A 16,983-nucleotide genomic window follows, 5' to 3' on the forward strand; every position below is an offset into this window, starting at 1 on the left:
TTTCGAAGAGATACCGGCCAATTGTTCAAGCATGCCCAACTGGAATCCGTCAAAGCCTGGATCGGCGACCCTGCACATGGCGCCTTGCCCCTGCATGCGCGTGTCCAACGGGCCATCCGGCAACTGATTCTCGACGGCGCGCTCGTCGTGGGCAGGCCATTGCCCGCGTCACGCGCACTGGCCAAGTCGCTGGGCGTTTCCCGCGATACGGTGGAGGCGGCGTACAGCCAGTTGCATGCGGAAGGGTTCATCGAGCGGCGCGTCGGCAGCGGCAGCTTCGTGTCGGAGCGGGCCCAACGCCTGTCAAGGCCGGGGGTAGCAAAGTGCGCGGGGGCTACTAAGGAAACGCTGCGTCTCAGTCGGCGCGGCAGCGCCATGTTCCAGGGCGGCGGCGTGCGCGACTTCCTGATGCCGCGCCCCTTCGCCCCAGGCGTGCCGGAAACACGCAACTTTCCCCTGCAGATCTGGGAGCGGCTGGAGCGGCAGGTGTTGAAGGAATATGGCACCCAGGCGCTGCTGCACAGTCCGCCGCAGGGCATGGAGCCGCTACGGCGCGCCATCGCGGACTACGTCAATCTCGAACGCGGCGCACGCGCCACGCCCGAGCGGGTGCTGGTGCTGACCAGCTCCCAGCAAGCCCTGACCCTGTGCGCCACGGTGCTGCTCGATGCCGACGAGCGGATCTTCATTGAGGATCCCGTCTACCACGGGGCGCGCAAAGCGTTCGACGCCGCCGGCCTGGAATGCGTGCCGGTACCGCTGGATGCCGACGGCATGCGGGTGGAACACCTGCGCAACGCCGCACAATCCGCCAAAGCCGTGTTCCTAACCCCTTCGCACCAATTCCCGACCGGCGCGTCGCTGGCGCTGGACCGGCGTCTGGCCGTCATCGAATGGGCGCGGCAGCAGCAGGCCTGGATCATCGAGGACGACTACGACAGCGAATTTCACTATGCCGGCAAGCCCACGGCTTGCGTGCAAGGGCTCGATCCGCACGAGCGGACGATCTACATCGGTACGTTCACCAAATCACTGTTTCCCGGCCTGCGTATCGGCTACATGGTCTTGCCGCCGCAGCTTGTGGTGCCCATGACAGTGGCGCGCACCCTGCTCGATGGACACAGCGCGCCCATCCCGCAACTGACGCTGGCGCGTTTCATCGAGGGTGGGCATTTCGGCGCGCATGTGCGCACGATGCGGGCTGTTTATGCCGAACGGCGCGACGCGCTGGCGCGGCTGGTGCGCAAGCACCTGGCCGACTTCGTGGAACCGAGGGTGCCAACGGGGGGAATGCAGATGCCTTGCGTGCTCATCCGCGACATTCCCGAGCGCGAAGCCGTAGATGCCGCGCGCCGCGCCGGGATCGACCTGCTGGGGCTGACGGAACTGTATGCGTCGAACAAGCACCAGGCTGGCTTTCTCATGGGGTTTGCCGCCCATACGCCAGGGGAGTTGGAAATTGCTGTCAAGAAACTCATTGGTGTGCTTTCCGCATTGAATCGCCGAACCCATTGATAGTCGCCTGGGGATGGCGTTCAAACGCGCACAAGACTGGATGCCCTGACGAGGCCTTGCCAGGCGCAGACTAGGTGAGCAACGGCAATTTATTGGAACGTCTGCAGATAGGCCAGCAGGTCTTCAATCTGCTGCGCGTCGCCGATGCCCCAGAAGCGCATCCGGGTGCCGGGCACGACCTTGCCGGGCGCCTTGATGAACGCGCTCAGCGTTTCCTGCGACCACACGATCCCCGACGTCTTCATGGCTTGCGTGTACTGGTAGTCGCTTGTCGTGCCCGCCCGCCGGCCGAAGACGGCATTGAGCTGCGGGCCGAAACCGCCGCGCGCCGAAGGCCCGACGCTGTGGCAGGAGGCGCAGCGGCTGGCGAACAGGGCCTTGCCGGCCTGCGGGTTGCCGGCGGCATGTGCCGCGAGCGGAAGGGCCAGGAGCAGGGCGGATAGTGCCGCGTTTTTCATTGGTTGGGGCGGGAGCGAGGAGAAAGCGAGGTATTGTAGGGCTTCGGGCGAGTCTATCCGCGCGGCATAGGTGATGGCGGACATCACGGGCGGACGGCAGTGCATGGGAGTGGCGGTAGCGCGCCAACCCGGCAGTCAGTTTGTCAGGTGCGGACCTCAGCCGCGTCTTATTGCCCGTGCCAGTCACCTCAAGCCATCAGCAGTTGAGCTGGATGCCGTGCACATGCATTGCAGATATGAAATACGCATTTCAATTCTGAAATCGACAAGCCGCTCTAATATGGAGGTTGCCAGTCAGATCAAGGAGATATGTACCTGACTTCTTGCTGGCTCATTTCCTGCTTGTATGGGACGGTGTGGGCACGGATTGCTCGTGTCTACGGCGCAAAGGCGAACTGCCAACCGCATCGCATTGACCGCGCGGAGGAGCGGACGGACCTGAGTCGCCAGCTGTTTTTTTCATGTTGCCTTGCGTTCTCGCGCATGGCCCGTTTCCCTTTTTCATTTTCGTCGCCATGGATTACGCCCCGATCAAATCCCTGCTGATTGCCAACCGTTCCGAGATCGCGATCCGCGTGATGCGCGCCGCGGCCGAGATGAATATCCGGACGGTGGCGATCTATTCGAAGGAAGACCGCCTCGCGCTGCATCGCTTCAAGGCTGACGAGAGCTACCTGGTCGGCGACGGCAAGAAGCCGCTTGCAGCCTATCTCGATATCGACGACATCCTGCGCATTGCCCGGCAGGCGAAGGTCGACGCCATCCATCCGGGCTATGGATTCCTCTCGGAGAACCCGGATTTCGCGCAGGCGGTGATGGATGCCGGCATCCGCTGGATCGGCCCGTCGCCCGAGGTCATGCGCAAGCTTGGCAACAAGGTCGCGGCGCGCAACGCGGCGATCGAGGCGGGCGTACCGGTGATGCCGGCAACCGACCCGCTGCCTGGCGACCTGGACGAGTGCAAGCGACTGGCTGCAGGCATCGGCTATCCGCTGATGCTCAAGGCAAGCTGGGGCGGTGGCGGCCGTGGGATGCGCATGCTGGAAAACGAGCAGGATCTCGAGACCGCGCTGCCGGCGGCGCGGCGCGAAGCGCTGGCCGCGTTCGGCAATGACGAAGTCTATGTCGAGAAGCTGGTGCGCAACGCGCGCCACGTTGAAGTGCAGGCGCTCGGCGACACGCATGGCAACCTGGTGCACCTGTACGAGCGCGACTGTACCGTGCAGCGGCGCAACCAGAAGGTGGTGGAGCGTGCGCCGGCACCGTACCTCGACGAAGCCGGCCGCGCGGCGCTGTGCGATGCGGCAATGCGGCTGATGCGCGCGGTCGGCTACACGCATGCCGGCACGATTGAATTCCTGATGGATGCCGACTCGGGCCAGTTCTATTTCATCGAGGTCAATCCGCGCATCCAGGTCGAGCATACGGTCACCGAGATGGTTACCGGCGTCGATATCGTCAAGGCCCAGATCCGCATCACGGAAGGCGGCCATATCGGCATGACCGAGAACACGCGCGATGCCGACGGCAAGATCGTCGTGCGCGCCGCGGGCGTGCCGCTCCAGGCCGGGATTCCGCTGAACGGGCATGCGCTGCAATGCCGGATCACGACCGAGGATCCCGAGAACGGCTTCCTGCCGGACTATGGCCGTCTCTCCGCGTACCGCAGCGCTGCCGGTTTCGGGGTGCGCCTCGATGCCGGTACCGCCTACGGCGGCGCGGTGATCACGCCGTACTACGATTCGCTGCTGGTCAAGGTCACCACATGGGCGCCGACCGCGCCCGAGTCGATCCGGCGCATGGATCGTGCGCTGCGCGAGTTCCGCATCCGCGGCGTTGCCTCCAACCTGCAGTTCCTCGAGAACGTCATCAACCATCCGGCGTTCAAGGCCGGGGACGTCACCACGCGCTTTATCGACAAGACGCCGGAGCTGCTGGCGTTCACCAAGCGCCAGGACCGCGCCACCAAGCTGCTGCGCTACCTTGGCGAGGTCAGCGTGAACGGGCATGCGGAAATGAGCGGGCGCACGCTGCCGGCGCTGCCGCTGCCCACGCCGGTGCTTCCCGCTGTCGATAACAGCAAGCCACTGCCTTACGGCACGCGCGACCGCCTGCGCGAGCTTGGCGCGGAGAAGTTCTCGCGCTGGATGCTGGAGCAGAAGCAGGTGCTGTTGACCGACACCACCATGCGCGACGCGCACCAGTCGCTGTTCGCCACACGTATGCGCACCGCAGACATGTTGCCGATTGCCCCGTTCTATGCGCGTGAGCTGTCGCAACTGTTCTCGCTGGAGTGCTGGGGCGGGGCCACCTTCGACGTGGCGCTGCGCTTCCTGAAGGAGGACCCGTGGCAGCGCCTTGCGCAGTTGCGCGAGCGCGTGCCCAATGTGTTGTTCCAGATGCTGCTGCGCGGCTCCAATGCTGTCGGCTACACCAACTATGCGGACAATGTGGTGCGCTTCTTCGTGCGGCAGGCCGCCAGCGCCGGCGTCGATGTGTTCCGCGTCTTCGATTCGCTGAACTGGGTGCGCAATATGCGCGTGGCGATCGATGCCGTCTGTGAAAGCGGTGCGCTGTGCGAAGGTGCGATCTGCTATACCGGCGACCTGTTCGACACTTCGCGCGCCAAGTACGACCTGAAGTACTACACCGGCATCGCCCGCGAACTGCAGCAAGCCGGCGTCCATGTGCTGGGCATCAAGGACATGGCCGGCATCTGCCGCCCGCAGGCGGCGGCTGCGCTGGTCAAGGCGCTCAAGGAAGAGACCGGGTTGCCGGTGCATTTCCACACGCACGACACCAGCGGTATCTCGGCCGCTTCGGCACTGGCTGCCATCGGGGCCGGTTGCGATGCGGTGGACGGCGCGCTCGATGCAATGAGCGGGCTCACCTCGCAACCCAACCTGTCGAGCATCGCCGCGGCGCTGGCGGGCAGCGAACGCGATCCCGGCCTTAGCCTAGAACGGCTGCATGAGGCATCGATGTACTGGGAAGGGGTCCGCCGCTACTACGCCCCGTTCGAGTCCGAAATCCGCGCCGGCACTGCCGACGTGTATCGCCACGAGATGCCCGGCGGCCAGTACACCAACCTGCGCGAGCAGGCCCGCTCGCTCGGTATCGAGCATCGCTGGACCGAGGTGTCGCGCGCCTATGCCGAGGTCAACCAGATGTTCGGCGACATCGTCAAGGTGACGCCGACGTCTAAGGTGGTGGGGGACATGGCCCTGATGATGGTGGCCAACGACATGAGCGCCGCCGATGTGTGCGACCCGGCCAAGGAGATCGCCTTCCCCGAGTCGGTGGTATCGCTGTTCAAGGGCGAGCTCGGCTTCCCGCCCGATGGATTCCCGCAAGCGCTGTCGCGCAAGGTGCTGCGTGGCGAGCCGCCCGCACCATACCGCCCCGGCGACCAGATTCCGCCGGTCGACCTGGAGGCGGCGCGCGCCGCCGCCGAAGCGGCCTGCGAGCAGCCGCTCGACGACCGCCAGCTGGCTTCGTACCTGATGTATCCGAAGCAGGCGAGCGACTACCACGCGCATGTGCGCACCTACAGCGATACCTCGGTAGTGCCGACGCCTGCTTACCTGTACGGCCTGCAACCTCAGGAAGAGGTAAACATCGACATTGAGCCGGGCAAGACGCTGCTGGTGTCGCTACAGGGCACGCACCCCGACGCCGAAGAGGGGGTCATCAAGGTCCAGTTCGAGCTGAACGGCCAGTCGCGCACGGCGTTGGTCGAGCAGCGCAGCACTGCACATGCGGCGGTGGTACGCAGCAGCCGTCCGGTTGCTGAGCCTGGCAATCCGCTGCATGTCGCCGCGCCGATGCCGGGCTCGATCGTGACCGTGGCGGTTCAGCCGGGTCAGCGCGTGGCCGCAGGCACGACGCTGCTCGCGCTGGAGGCGATGAAGATGGAAACCCATATCGCTGCCGAGCGCGACTGCGAGATTGCCGCCGTGCATGTGAAGCAGGGTGACCGGGTGGCCGCCAAGGAATTATTGATCGAACTGAAGCCTGCTGATTGACGTTCTTGCGCGGCCCAACCACAAAGGGCCGCCAAGACTTCAATTCGCAATCGCGAACGTGATCGCATGGACACCGGGCACCACCGCGCAGTAAACGAGGTAAGCGAGCCAGAGCGCGCCGCCAGCGCCGATGAGAAGTGCGACCGGGCTGAATACGCGTCGGTCCCCGCTGCGGTAAAAGTCGCGCTGCTCGCAGCGTGCGGCATCGCGTTTCAACGCTCCAAGGTCGCGGTGGAAATCGTCGAGGCCCATAGTGGGTGTCATGGTTGGTGCCTGCGGGTTAAAGGGAACCTACCTAACCACATCTGAATAGCAACAACCACTACGAGCAAGCCGATTCGTTGGGATCCTCAGGGCTCATCACGAACGTAGCTTGCACTATAGTGGGGATTCTGTTCGCTGCCATCCGTCATGTGGCGGAGGCTTCTCGTCCATCTGGTCTAGCGCGACGCGCAAGGCGCAGCGTCCGGGGGCGGCCGACAGCAGTCGAGCGCGCCCTCCGGCTCTCGCCCATTGAGAAGTTTTGGCCCCCCTCCCAAGCAGCGGAGGATTGGGCGAAAGCAACTTCGGCACTCCCCCTGAATCTCCTGCCTACATGGGCTGCACCGCAATCCGCGATGTCCGCAGCTATGTCCGGTTTCCCAGTCCGGTTAGAGCGCACGTAGTCCAGCCAATTCCGATTCCCCACAGCCAGGTACTGGATGGCGTCGCCATGCTTGCCCATACTTGCCTCAGCGCAGAAATACTGTATAAATATACAGTATCGGAATTTTCTCGCCTCTGGCTTCGGGCCGGTGGCGCAACGTACACATGATTGCGCAATCGCACGCAATGGCGCCGGCGGCGCCGGAGGGCTCGTCCCCTGTGGCCGCCCAAGTTCCGCCGTCCCCGCTGTCCCCGGCGGACCGGCAGCATGCGCTGCATGCCCTCGAACGGCGCTACCCCGGCCTGTGGCGGGCCGGGCAGCTGGGGCAGGCCGGCAGCCTGCCGGTCTGTCCTTGCGGCCACGCGGCGCTGGCCGGCGAACTGCCTGGCGGCGGCTGGCCGCTGGGCGCGCTGAGCGAACTGCTGCTGGCCGACTGCGGCGTGGGCGAGCTGCGCCTGCTGCGCCCGGCGCTGCAGGCGCTGGCGGCGCAGGGGCGCCAGCTGGCGCTGGTGGGGGCGCCCCATGTGCCCAATGCGGCGGGACTGGCGGCCTGGGGCCTGCCGGCGCAGCGGCTGTACTGGGTGCGTTCTGCCTGCCCGGCCGACTTGTCATGGGCGGCCGAGCAGATCCTGCGCAGCCAGGCCTTCGGCGGCGTGCTGGCCTGGCTGCCGGCCGCGCGGCCCGAGACCATCCGCCGGCTGCAGGTGCTGGCGCAGGCCGGCGATGCCGCGGTGTGGGTGATGCGTCCGGCGGCGGCGCAGCGCGAGTCCTCGCCGGCGGTGCTGCGGCTGCTGCTGTCGCCGCTGCCCGGCAACGCCCTGTCGATCGTCTTCCACAAGCGGCGCGGGCCGGTGCGCGAGGCGCCGCTGGTGCTGCCGCTGGGCGGGATGGAGGCGGTGCCGTCCGCACTGGCTGCCGCCGTTCCCGTCTCCGGCTCCGTCCGGCCCGCGGTGGCGTCCGCCCCCGCGCGTGCCGCCGCGCTGACCGCTGCCGCGTGAGGGTCTGCCCATGTCGTTCTGGATCGCGGTGCATCTGCCGCGCCTGCCATTGGATGCGCTGCAGCCGGCCTGGCCCGGGCCGCATGCCCCGGCGCTGTCCGGCATGCTGGAGCGCGCCGCGCCGGTGACGGTGCTGGAGCGCGAGCGGGTGGTGCTGGCCAACGAAGCGGCCATGCGGCTGGGTGTGCAGTTCGGCATGCGGCGCGGCGGCGTGCAGGCGCTGTCGGCCGAGGTGGTGCAGCTCGAGCGCGAGCCGGCCGCCGAAGCGGAGCTGATGACTTCGGCGGCGCTGGCGCTGCTGCGTTTCACGCCGCACGTGGCATGCGATGCCGAGGCCGCCACGGTGATGCTCGACGCCAGCGCCAGCCTGCGCCTGTTCGGCGGCCACCGCGCCTTGTGCCGCGCGGTGCGCGCCTGCGTGCGGCGGCTGGGCACGGTGCCCCAGCTGGGCTGCGGCAGCAGCGCGCATGGCGCGGCCTGGCTGGCGGCGCAGCCGCTGCGGCGTGGCCGGCATGGCGCTATCGTGCGGCCGCAGCGGCGGGCGGTGCGCTCCGCCCGCATGGCGCGGCTGCTGGACCGGCTGCCGGTGGAGGCCCTGTACCGCCTGGCCGATCCCGCCTGGCTCGACGGCATCGGTTGCCGCACCGTGGGCGAGGTGCGCGGGCTGCCGCGCGCCGGACTCAAGCGGCGGGTGGGTCCGGGCCTGCTGGAGGGGCTGGACCAAGCCTATGGCGAGGCGCCGGCCTGCCTGGAATGGTTCGTCGCGCCGCCGGTCTTCGCCCGCCGCATGGAGCTGCCGGGCCGCATCGAGGGTGCCGAGGGCGTGCTGGCCGGCGCGCAGCGGCTGCTGCTGGCCATGGCAGGCTGGCTGGCGCAGCACCAGGCGGGCGTGACGCGTTTCGTGCTGGTGCTGGAGCACGAACGCTACCGGCTGGGCAGCGCGCCGGATGGCACGCCGGTGGCGGTGGCGCTGGCGCAGCCCAGCCGCGATGCCGACCACCTGTCGAAGCTGCTGCACGAGAGGCTGGGCCAGCTGCGCTTCCACGCACCGGTGGTCGGCCTGGGGCTGAAGGTGGAGGCGATGAGCGAGAGCCTGCCGCGCAGCGAATCGCTGTTCCCGGAGCCGGGCGCCGCGGCGGCCGGCTTGGGGCGCGTGCTCGATACGCTGGTGGCGCGGCTGGGCCGCGACAACGTGCTGCAGCCGCGGCTGCTGGCCGACCACCGCCCCGAGCGCGCCAACCGCTGGTGCCCGCTGGACGAGGTCGCGCCGGGCCCGGGCATGCCGGCCGGCGCGCCGTTGCCCGAGCGGCCGCTGTGGCTGCTGGCCGAGCCGGTACCGCTGTCGGTGCGGCAGGAGCGGCCTTGCCACGGCGGGCCGCTGCGGATGCTGACGCGCCCGGAGCGGATCGAGTCCGGCTGGTGGGACGGTGGGCTGGCCACGCGCGACTACTACATCGCCGAGCGTGCCGACGGCGTGCGCTGCTGGGTCTACTGCGAGCGCATCGGCCATGGCGCGGCCATCGAGGTGCGCTGGTTCCTGCATGGCTTGTTCGCATGACGACCTCCGATGCGCGCGGGGCGGCTGCCGGCCCCGCTGCCTCTCCCGATTCCACATCCGTCCGCGCGGCGCACGGCGCCGCGGCGGTGCTGCCCGACTATGTCGAGCTGCACTGCATTTCCAACTTCACCTTCCTGACCGGCGCCTCCCATCCCGCCGAGCTGATCGAGCGCGCCTTCGCGCTGGGCTACCGCGGCCTGGCGCTGACCGACGAATGCTCGGTGGCCGGCACCGCGCGCGCCTACCAGGCCCTCAAGGACCTGCGCCAGCGCGAGGCGGAGCGCGAAACGGAAAAAGGGGAGGGGGGCGCCGCCGTCGATTTCCAGCTGCTGATCGGCAGCCGCTTCACGCTGACGCCGCCGCCGGGGCAGCCCGGCGTGCCGCCGCTGCGCCTGGTGCTGCTGGCGACGGACCGCGAGGGCTTCGGCAACCTGTGCGAGCTGATCACGCTGGGCCGCCGGCGCGCGGCCAAGGGCAGCTACCTGCTGCATCCGCAGGACCTGGCCGAACCCGCGGATAGCAGCGGGCGCCTGCGCAGCATGCCCGGCTGCCTGGCGCTGCTGCTGCCCGACTACTGCCCCGAGCCCGGGCTGCTGCAGGCGCAGGCGGAATGGTGCCGCGCGGTCTTCGGCGCGCGCGCGTGGATCGCGCTGGAACTGCTGCAGGGCCATGCCGACAACCTGCACCGGGAGCGGGTGCTGGCGGCGGCCGCGCAGAGCGGGCTGCCGCTGGTCGCCGCCGGCGCGGTCACCATGCACGTGCGCTCGCGCAAGCCGCTGGCCGACGTGCTGGCCGCCATCCGCATCGGCCAGCCGCTGCCGGCCTGCGGCATGGCGCTGGCCCCCAATGCCGAGGCACGCCTGCGCCAGCGCCAGCGGCTGGCGCGGCTTTACCCGCCCGAGGCGCTGGCGCAGACGCTGCGCATCGCCGCGCTGTGCCATTTCTCGCTCGGCGACCTGCGCTACGAGTATCCGGAAGAACTGGTGCCCGAGGGCAAGACGCCCATCGCGTACCTGCGCGAGGAGGTGGAAAAAGGCCGTCGGCAGCGTTTTCCCAAAGGGATGAAGAAGGAATGGGAAGACCAGCTCGAGGATGAGTTCAAGCTGATCGAAGCCAAGCAGTACGAGCACTTCTTCCTGACCGTGCACGACATCGTGCGCGAGGCGCGCCGCCTGGGCATCCTGTGCCAGGGCCGCGGCTCGGCGGCCAACTCGCTGGTCTGCTACTGCCTCTACATCACCGAAGTGAACCCGGAGCAGACGCACATGCTGTTCGGCCGCTTCCTGTCGGTCGAGCGCGACGAGCCGCCCGACATCGACGTGGACTTCGAGCACCAGCGGCGCGAGGAGGTGATCCAGTACATCTACGACAAGTACGGCCGCGACCGTGCCGCGCTGGCGGCCTCGCTGATCACCTACCGCTCGCGCAGCGCGCTGCGCGATGTGGGGCGCGCGCTGGGCATCGACGCGGGCGTGGTCGAGCAGGTGGTCAAGGGGCAGGCCTGGTGGGACGGCGACAAGGCCTTCCTGGAGCGCATCGCGCGCTACGGGCTCGATCCGGAATCGCCGGCCGTGCAGCAGTGGGCCAGCCTGACCGAGCAGCTGCGCGGCTTTCCGCGCCACCTGTCGCAGCACGTGGGCGGCTTCGTGATCGCGCGCGACAAGCTGTCGCGGCTGGTGCCGATCGAGAACGCCGCCATGGCCGACCGCAGCGTGATCCAGTGGGACAAGGACGACCTGGAGTCGCTGGGCCTGCTCAAGGTGGACGTGCTGGCGCTGGGCATGCTGTCGGCGATCCGGCGCGCGCTGGAGATGATCCACGGCTACAGCGGCCGCTATGGACGCATGGAGGACCTGCCCCAGAACGACGTGGCGACCTACGACATGATCTGCCGGGCCGAGACCATCGGCGTGTTCCAGGTCGAGTCGCGCGCGCAGCAGACCATGCTGCCGCGGCTGCGGCCGCGCAATTTCTACGACCTGGTGGTGGAGGTGGCCATCGTGCGGCCCGGCCCCATCCAGGGCGGCATGGTCCACCCCTACCTGAAGCAGCGCGAGGCGTTCCGGCGCACCGGCAAGCCGCCGCGCTACCACGACGAGGTCATCGCCAAGGTGCTGGGCCGCACGCTGGGCGTGCCCATCTTCCAGGAGCAGGTGATGCAGCTCGCCATGGATGCGGCCGGCTTCTCGGCGGGGGAGGCCGACCAGCTGCGGCGCTCGATGGCGGCGTGGCGGCGCAAGGGCGATCTCAAGCGTCACCAGGACAAGCTGGTCGAGGGGTTTGCCAGGAAGGGCTACCCGGAGTCGTTTGCGCTGCGCGTCTGCAAGCAGATCGAGGGCTTCGGCGAGTACGGCTTCCCGGAAAGCCATGCCGCCAGCTTCGCCAAGCTGGTCTATATCAGCGCCTGGATCAAGCGCCATCACCCGGCGGCCTTCCTTTGCGCGCTGCTCAACAGCCAGCCGATGGGCTTCTACTCGCCGTCGCAGCTGGTGCAGGACGCGTGCCGCAATGGCGTGCGCGTGCTGCCGGTGGACGTGTGCGAGAGCCGCTGGGACAGTACGCTGGCGATGCGCGATGCGACACCCTGGCAGGCGGGCGCGCCGCCACCCGATGTGCGGCTCGGCCTGGGGCGGGTCAAGGGCATGCGCAAGGAGGCGGCCGCGCGCATCGAGGCCGCGCGCGCCGAGCGGCCCTTCGCCAGCGTGGAAGACCTGGCCTTGCGCGCCGCGCTGGACAAGCATGACGTCGATGCACTGGCTGCCGCCGATGCGCTGGCCGGCCTCGCCGGACACCGCCGGCAGGCGCGCTGGCAGGCGCGCGCCGCCGCGCTGCAGTCGGCGCATCATGACCTGCTCCATGAAGCGCCGCCGGCCGAGCATGCGCTCGCGCTGCCGGCGCCGCGCCTGGGCGAGGAGGTGGCGGCCGACTACACCAGCCTGGGCCTGTCGCTCAAGGCGCATCCGCTGGCGCTGCTGCGCGGGCGGCTGCAGGCCATGCGCTTTTCCACCGCGCGCCAGCTCGCCGACTGCCCCGACGGCCGCCGCGTGCGCGCCTGCGGCATCGTCACCGTGCGCCAACGGCCGGCCACCGCCAGCGGCACCATCTTCACCTCCATCGAGGACGAGACCGGTGCCGTCAACGTGATCCTGTGGCCGGACCTGATCGAGCGCGAGCGCAAGATCGTGCTGGGCGCCAGGCTGCTCGGCGTGACCGGCACCTGGCAGCGCCAGGGCGAGGTCAGGCACCTGGTGGCCGAGCAACTGGAGGACCTGAGCGAATGGCTCGGGCGGCTGGCCGTCAGCAGCCGCGACTTCCATTGAGTTTGCGGCGGCAACCATCCCGCCCGCAAGCTCCGGAAGCTCAGGCTGCGGGAAATGCTGCGCGATTCTTCGCCCCACCAACTGGGACGCGTTCAGCGGCAACGCCGCGGAACTGCACCGCTTCCAGGTCGACGAGATCCGGAAATGGTCGAGCGCCGCCGCGCGCGCCGGCATCCCGAAGCAGTGAGGCCGTGCCGGCCTAAAGCTCCACGAACAGCGCCACGAACACGCTACCGTCCTCGATCCTGACCGGAAAGCTACGGATGTCCGCGGTTAGCGGGGCACACATGGCCTTGCCGCTGCGCACGTCGAAGCGCCCCTGGTGCAGCGGGCACTCGATCTCGTGGCCTTCGAGGAAGCCGTCGCACAGCCTGGCATTGCCGTGGGTGCAAAGGTTGTCGGTGACGAACACCTCGCCGTCCACGCCGTACACGGCCAGCTCGCGGCCGCCGGCATCTACCGCGACGACGTCGTCGGCGGGCACGGCGGCCAGTTCGATGATCTTCATCCATTGTGCTGTCATGGCAAGCCTCAGATCGGATAGATAAGCGAGTTGGGAATCATCTCGCTGTCGAACACGCACAGGCGCGACTCGAACTTCAGGCCGGCCTCGGTGCGCAGGATAGTGTCGAGATAGCGACCGACGTTGAACACGGTCGATAGTTCATCGGGCTTGGTGCGGAACACAGCGTAGCTGGCCTCGGCGCGGATGCGCGCGCCGTCGTCGGCGAGGATGCGCGGCATGCCGACCACGTGGCGCTGGTAGTAGGGGTCGTGGAAGATGGTTTCCGTCGCACCGTAGACGCGGTCCCGCAGCATGCCCTTGCTCTCGAAGGACAGCGTGGCCAGCGGCAGGCCGCGTTCATGGTTCTCGCGCGGCTGGACGCGGTAGACGCAGTCCTCGGTGAAGAACTCCGGCCACTGCTCCCAGGCTTCATTGTCGAGCGCGGCGGCATAGTCGGCGTAGAGGGCCAGCAGCCGCTGGTAGGTTGGGAAGTCGAGCATCTCAGGCCTCCATCACGCGGCGCCAGTAGGCGTACATGCCGCGGATCAGCGTTTCGGTCACCATGTGGTCGGCGTCGGCGGTATCGCGCCCGCCGAGTTCGGCGATGGTGCGGTGCCAGGGCTTCTGCGCGAAGCCTTCCTGCGAGAACTCGATCACCTCGCCGTCATCTGCGGAGACGAAGCCGGCCGGGCCGAACAGGTTGGCCTGGCGCAGGCGGCGGCGCGTCATCTCCTCGCTGTCGTCCGCAAAGCCGAAGTGGGTCCAGACGAAGTCGAAGGAGCCGTGGCCGTTGGGCTGGATATGGCGGGTCGAGACGGAGTTGACCTGCTGCTGGATGATGACGCTGGGGAAGAGCGTCATCATCACAGCGGTGGGCCCGCCCCACCAGTCTTCCTGCACCACGTCGAGGAAGCGGTCGTCGTGCAGCCGCATCTGGTCCTTGAAGCTGGATACGCCGCTGGTCACGTCGCCCCTGCCGCCGCTGCCGCGCGTAGAGATCATCGCGGCGTGGCGGAAGTGCTCGTCCATCTTCAGTTCGGAGCGGTTGTCGGCGCGCCACAGGCCGAAGGTGACAAACCACGTGTGCAGCAGGCCGGGGTGGTAGGGGTCCTTGATGTTCTCCTGCATCAGCTTCCAGTTGCCCGGGATGCGCTGGCGGCTGTAGCCCAGGATGGTCAGCCCGCGGCCGTCGAAGACGCGGTCGAAGTAGCGCAGGATGGTGGGGCCGAGGTAGTCCTCCAGCGGCGGCACCTCATGGTCGAAGGAGGCGAACACCACGCCGTGGCGCGTGGCCACCTTCAGCCGCGTCAGGCCGTGGTCCCTGGGGTCGAAGTCGGGCGGCATGCCGCCGTTGACCTTGCCGTCGAGCTTGACGCCGCGGCGGAACGGCACGCCGACCAGGTTGCCCTTCAGGTCATAGTTCCACTGGTGGTAGGGGCAGGTGAAGTCCTTGCGGTTGCCGAAGCGCTCGCGGCAGAAGCGCACGCCGCGGTGGGCGCAGACGTTCTCCACGACGTGGATTTCCCCGTCCGCCGCGCGCGTGACGATGACGGAGCGCTCGCCGACGGCCGTGCGCTTGAAGTCGCCCGGATTCGGGATCTCGGCTTCCAGCGCGACATAGCACCAGTGCCCCGCATAGAAGAAACGCTCGAGTTCGCGGCGGTAGATGTCTTCGTCCGTGTAGGCGTGGAAGGGGATGCGGCTGGAACCGCCGTCTTCCCAGGCGGGCGGGCGAAAGCGCAACGGGGCTTCATTCATGCTTTGTCTCCTTTGACGGGCCTGGGGCCGGATTCAGTTGCCGCTCGCGTGGAAGGCGTCGGCATGGATGCTGGCGGGTGCGATGCCCTTGCGTTGCAGCAGGGCGGTGGCGGCGTCGACCATGGCCGGTGCGCCGGCGAGATAGGCGGTCCAGCCAGCCAGCGACGTCCAGTCGTCGTCGACGGCCTGCGTGACCATGCCGGCGCGGTAGCCGTCCCGGCCGTCCGCCGTGCCGTCAGCGACGACCACGTGAACGGCCAGGCGAGGCAGTTTGCGCCGCAGCGCCGCCAGCCAGCGCTCGCCATAGACGTCGCGCCGTGCGCGCGCGCCGAAGTAGACGTGGACGTCGTTGTCCATGCCGGCCTCGGCCATGCCGCGCAGGATGGACAGCACCGGCGCCAGGCCGGTGCCGCCGGCGATGCACAGGATGGGCCCGGCGGCCTTGCGCCGCAGGTAGGCCGTGCCCAGCGGCCCGCTCACGCGCACGGCGTCGCCGACCTTCAGTTCGCCGGCGACATAGCTGGTGACGCGGCCGTCCGGCACGAACCGCACATGGAACTCGAGTTCGTCCGGGTTCGGCGCAACCGCTATCGAGTAGGGGCGGGCATGCGCGGGCGTGAACTGCAGGTTTGCATACTGGCCCGGCGAGAAGGCGAAGGGCTTGGACAGCTTGAGGCGCAGGCGCTTGATGTCGTGTGTCAGGTCCTCGATAGCCGTCACGGTCGCCTTCAGGATCCGGGCAGGGTGGACCACCACCTCGTCGATCTCAGGGATCTCGATAATGCAGTCCTCGACGAGTGTGGTCTGGCAGGCGAGCACGTCCTGCGGACCACGCACAGCTGCGGGCGCGCCCGCGCCGCCGGCCACCAGTGCCTTGCCGGCGGCGAGGCGGCAGCGGCAGGTGCCGCAGCGGCCGGCCATGCAGCTATAGGAGATGGGGATGCCGCGGGTGCGCAGGGCCTCGAGCAGGTTGGTCCCGGCGGGCAGGACGAGGGTGCGTTGCAGGGGCTGGATGGACAGTTCCATGGCGCCAGTGTCTCCGGTCTGGTCTGGTGGAATGCGCCTATGGTGCCCGCTGCGAGACTATAAATAAATCGAAGATCATTGATCTGCCATATCACCGGAAGTGATAATGCCTGGAGCCTTGGCCGGGAGGAAACGCATGGAATTGCAGGATGTCGACCTGAACCTGCTGGTGGTGTTCCACGAGCTGCTGCGGCGGCGCCGCGTCTCCGCGGTGGCGCAGGCGCTCGGCATGTCGCAGCCGGCTGTCAGCAACGCCCTGAACCGGCTGCGCCGGCTGCTCGGCGACGAACTGTTCCTTCGTACGGCCAAGGGCATGATCCCGACGCCGCTGGCCGAGCGGCTGGCCGGCCCGATCGGCGAGTCGCTCGATGCTATCCACCACACGCTCAATGCCAGCGCCGGCTTCGACCCTGCCGCCAGCCAGCGTGCCTTCACGGTGGCCATGACCGACATCGGGGAGATCTATTTCCTGCCGGCGCTGATGCGGAAACTGGGGGCGGTGGCGCCCGGCGTGACGATCAGCACGGTGCGCAACCACGGCGACACGCTGCAGGGCGAAATGGAGAGCGGGCGGGTCGATCTGGCGATTGGCTTCCTGCCCGACCTGAAGAGCGGCTTCTTCCAGCGTCGCCTCTTCCGCCAGCGCTATGTCTGCCTGTTCCGCCAGGGGCATCCGCTCGACAAGGGCGGCATCTCGCTGGCCGCATTCCGCGCGGCCGAGCATGTTTCCATCGTCGCCGAGGGGACCGGCCACGGCATGGTCGACATGGCCATCCAGCGCGCCGGCGTGCCGCGCGATGTGCGCCTGCGCGTGCCGCACTTCGTCGCGGTCGGGCACATCCTGCAGACCACCGACCTGATCGCGGTCGTGCCCGAAGCCTACGCCCAGCGCACCCTGGAGCCCTTCGGGCTGCAGACGGCGCCCTGTCCGGTCAAGATCCCGGACATCGTGGTCAACGTGCTGTGGCATGCCAAGAACCATCGCGAGCCGGGCAACCAGTGGCTGCGCCAGCTGATCGTGGAGACGTTCGCGCGCTGAGCGCGCCGGACCTGCAGCGGCGCAGGTGGTCATTGCAGGCGGCGGCGCAGCAGCCGGCGCGTCGATTGCAAACGATTGTCACAGTCGCGCTACGTGCGCTTCCATGTACTAGCCTTGGCTCATCCGGGATACGAA

General features: G+C 68.3%; 11 protein-coding genes and 1 pseudogene. 6 read left to right on the top strand and 6 right to left on the bottom strand.

Going from position 1 to position 16,983, the window contains the following annotated elements; genetic code table 11:
- Positions 1–21: 21 nt before the first annotated feature.
- The gene (pdxR, locus tag AC1Z3O_RS24000) at positions 22–1,515 is read left to right on the top strand and encodes a MocR-like pyridoxine biosynthesis transcription factor PdxR (protein ID WP_483518364.1); all 1,494 of its coding nucleotides are present in this window, start codon (positions 22–24) and stop codon (positions 1,513–1,515) included.
- 89 nt (positions 1,516–1,604) lie between these two features.
- Here pdxR and AC1Z3O_RS24005 read toward each other — a convergent pair whose 3' ends face one another.
- On the bottom strand, positions 1,605–1,973 hold the full coding sequence (locus AC1Z3O_RS24005) for a c-type cytochrome (RefSeq protein ID WP_483521956.1): 369 nt from the start codon (positions 1,971–1,973) through the stop codon (positions 1,605–1,607).
- Between the two features lie 515 nt (positions 1,974–2,488).
- Between AC1Z3O_RS24005 and AC1Z3O_RS24010 the strand changes: the two genes are divergently transcribed.
- The gene (locus AC1Z3O_RS24010) at positions 2,489–5,998 is read left to right on the top strand and encodes a pyruvate carboxylase (protein ID WP_483518365.1); all 3,510 of its coding nucleotides are present in this window, start codon (positions 2,489–2,491) and stop codon (positions 5,996–5,998) included.
- 39 nt (positions 5,999–6,037) lie between these two features.
- Here AC1Z3O_RS24010 and AC1Z3O_RS24015 read toward each other — a convergent pair whose 3' ends face one another.
- Positions 6,038–6,262, bottom strand: coding sequence for a hypothetical protein (locus tag AC1Z3O_RS24015; RefSeq protein ID WP_483518366.1), 225 nt, complete (start codon positions 6,260–6,262; stop codon positions 6,038–6,040).
- Positions 6,263–6,808: 546 nt separating this feature from the next.
- Here AC1Z3O_RS24015 and imuA point away from each other — a divergent pair.
- From imuA to AC1Z3O_RS24030, 3 genes and pseudogenes are all read left to right on the top strand, one after another.
- Positions 6,809–7,717 (top strand): annotated as a pseudogene (gene imuA / locus AC1Z3O_RS24020) (translesion DNA synthesis-associated protein ImuA); the annotation flags it as partial.
- Positions 7,653–9,200 (top strand): Y-family DNA polymerase, encoded by a 1,548-nt coding sequence (locus tag AC1Z3O_RS24025; protein WP_483521958.1) that lies wholly within the window; start codon positions 7,653–7,655, stop codon positions 9,198–9,200. The pseudogene imuA and the gene AC1Z3O_RS24025, both read left to right, overlap by 65 nt.
- Positions 9,197–12,520, top strand: coding sequence for an error-prone DNA polymerase (locus AC1Z3O_RS24030; RefSeq protein WP_483521959.1), 3,324 nt, complete (start codon positions 9,197–9,199; stop codon positions 12,518–12,520). Before AC1Z3O_RS24025 ends, AC1Z3O_RS24030 begins: the two co-directional genes overlap by 4 nt.
- A 199-nt stretch (positions 12,521–12,719) precedes the next feature.
- On the opposite strand, the gene AC1Z3O_RS24035 is transcribed toward AC1Z3O_RS24030, so the two are convergent.
- The 4 genes from AC1Z3O_RS24035 to AC1Z3O_RS24050 are packed head-to-tail and all read right to left on the bottom strand — an operon-like array spanning position 12,720 to position 15,809.
- Complete coding sequence (locus AC1Z3O_RS24035; protein WP_483518367.1) at positions 12,720–13,043, bottom strand: non-heme iron oxygenase ferredoxin subunit; 324 nt, start codon at positions 13,041–13,043, stop codon at positions 12,720–12,722.
- Between the two features lie 8 nt (positions 13,044–13,051).
- Complete coding sequence (locus AC1Z3O_RS24040) at positions 13,052–13,525, bottom strand: aromatic-ring-hydroxylating dioxygenase subunit beta (protein WP_483518368.1); 474 nt, start codon at positions 13,523–13,525, stop codon at positions 13,052–13,054.
- A gap of 1 nt (position 13,526) precedes the next feature.
- A complete protein-coding gene (locus AC1Z3O_RS24045; RefSeq protein WP_483518369.1) occupies positions 13,527–14,783 on the bottom strand; it encodes an aromatic ring-hydroxylating dioxygenase subunit alpha in 1,257 nt (418 codons plus the stop codon).
- 33 nt (positions 14,784–14,816) lie between these two features.
- On the bottom strand, positions 14,817–15,809 hold the full coding sequence (locus AC1Z3O_RS24050; protein ID WP_483518370.1) for an FAD-binding oxidoreductase: 993 nt from the start codon (positions 15,807–15,809) through the stop codon (positions 14,817–14,819).
- Between the two features lie 136 nt (positions 15,810–15,945).
- On the opposite strand from AC1Z3O_RS24050, the gene AC1Z3O_RS24055 reads away from it, so the two are divergent.
- Positions 15,946–16,848, top strand: coding sequence for a LysR family transcriptional regulator (locus AC1Z3O_RS24055; RefSeq protein ID WP_483518371.1), 903 nt, complete (start codon positions 15,946–15,948; stop codon positions 16,846–16,848).
- Positions 16,849–16,983: the final 135 nt, after the last annotated feature.

The sequence above is a fragment of the Cupriavidus sp. 09_S30 genome, from assembly GCF_056930435.1.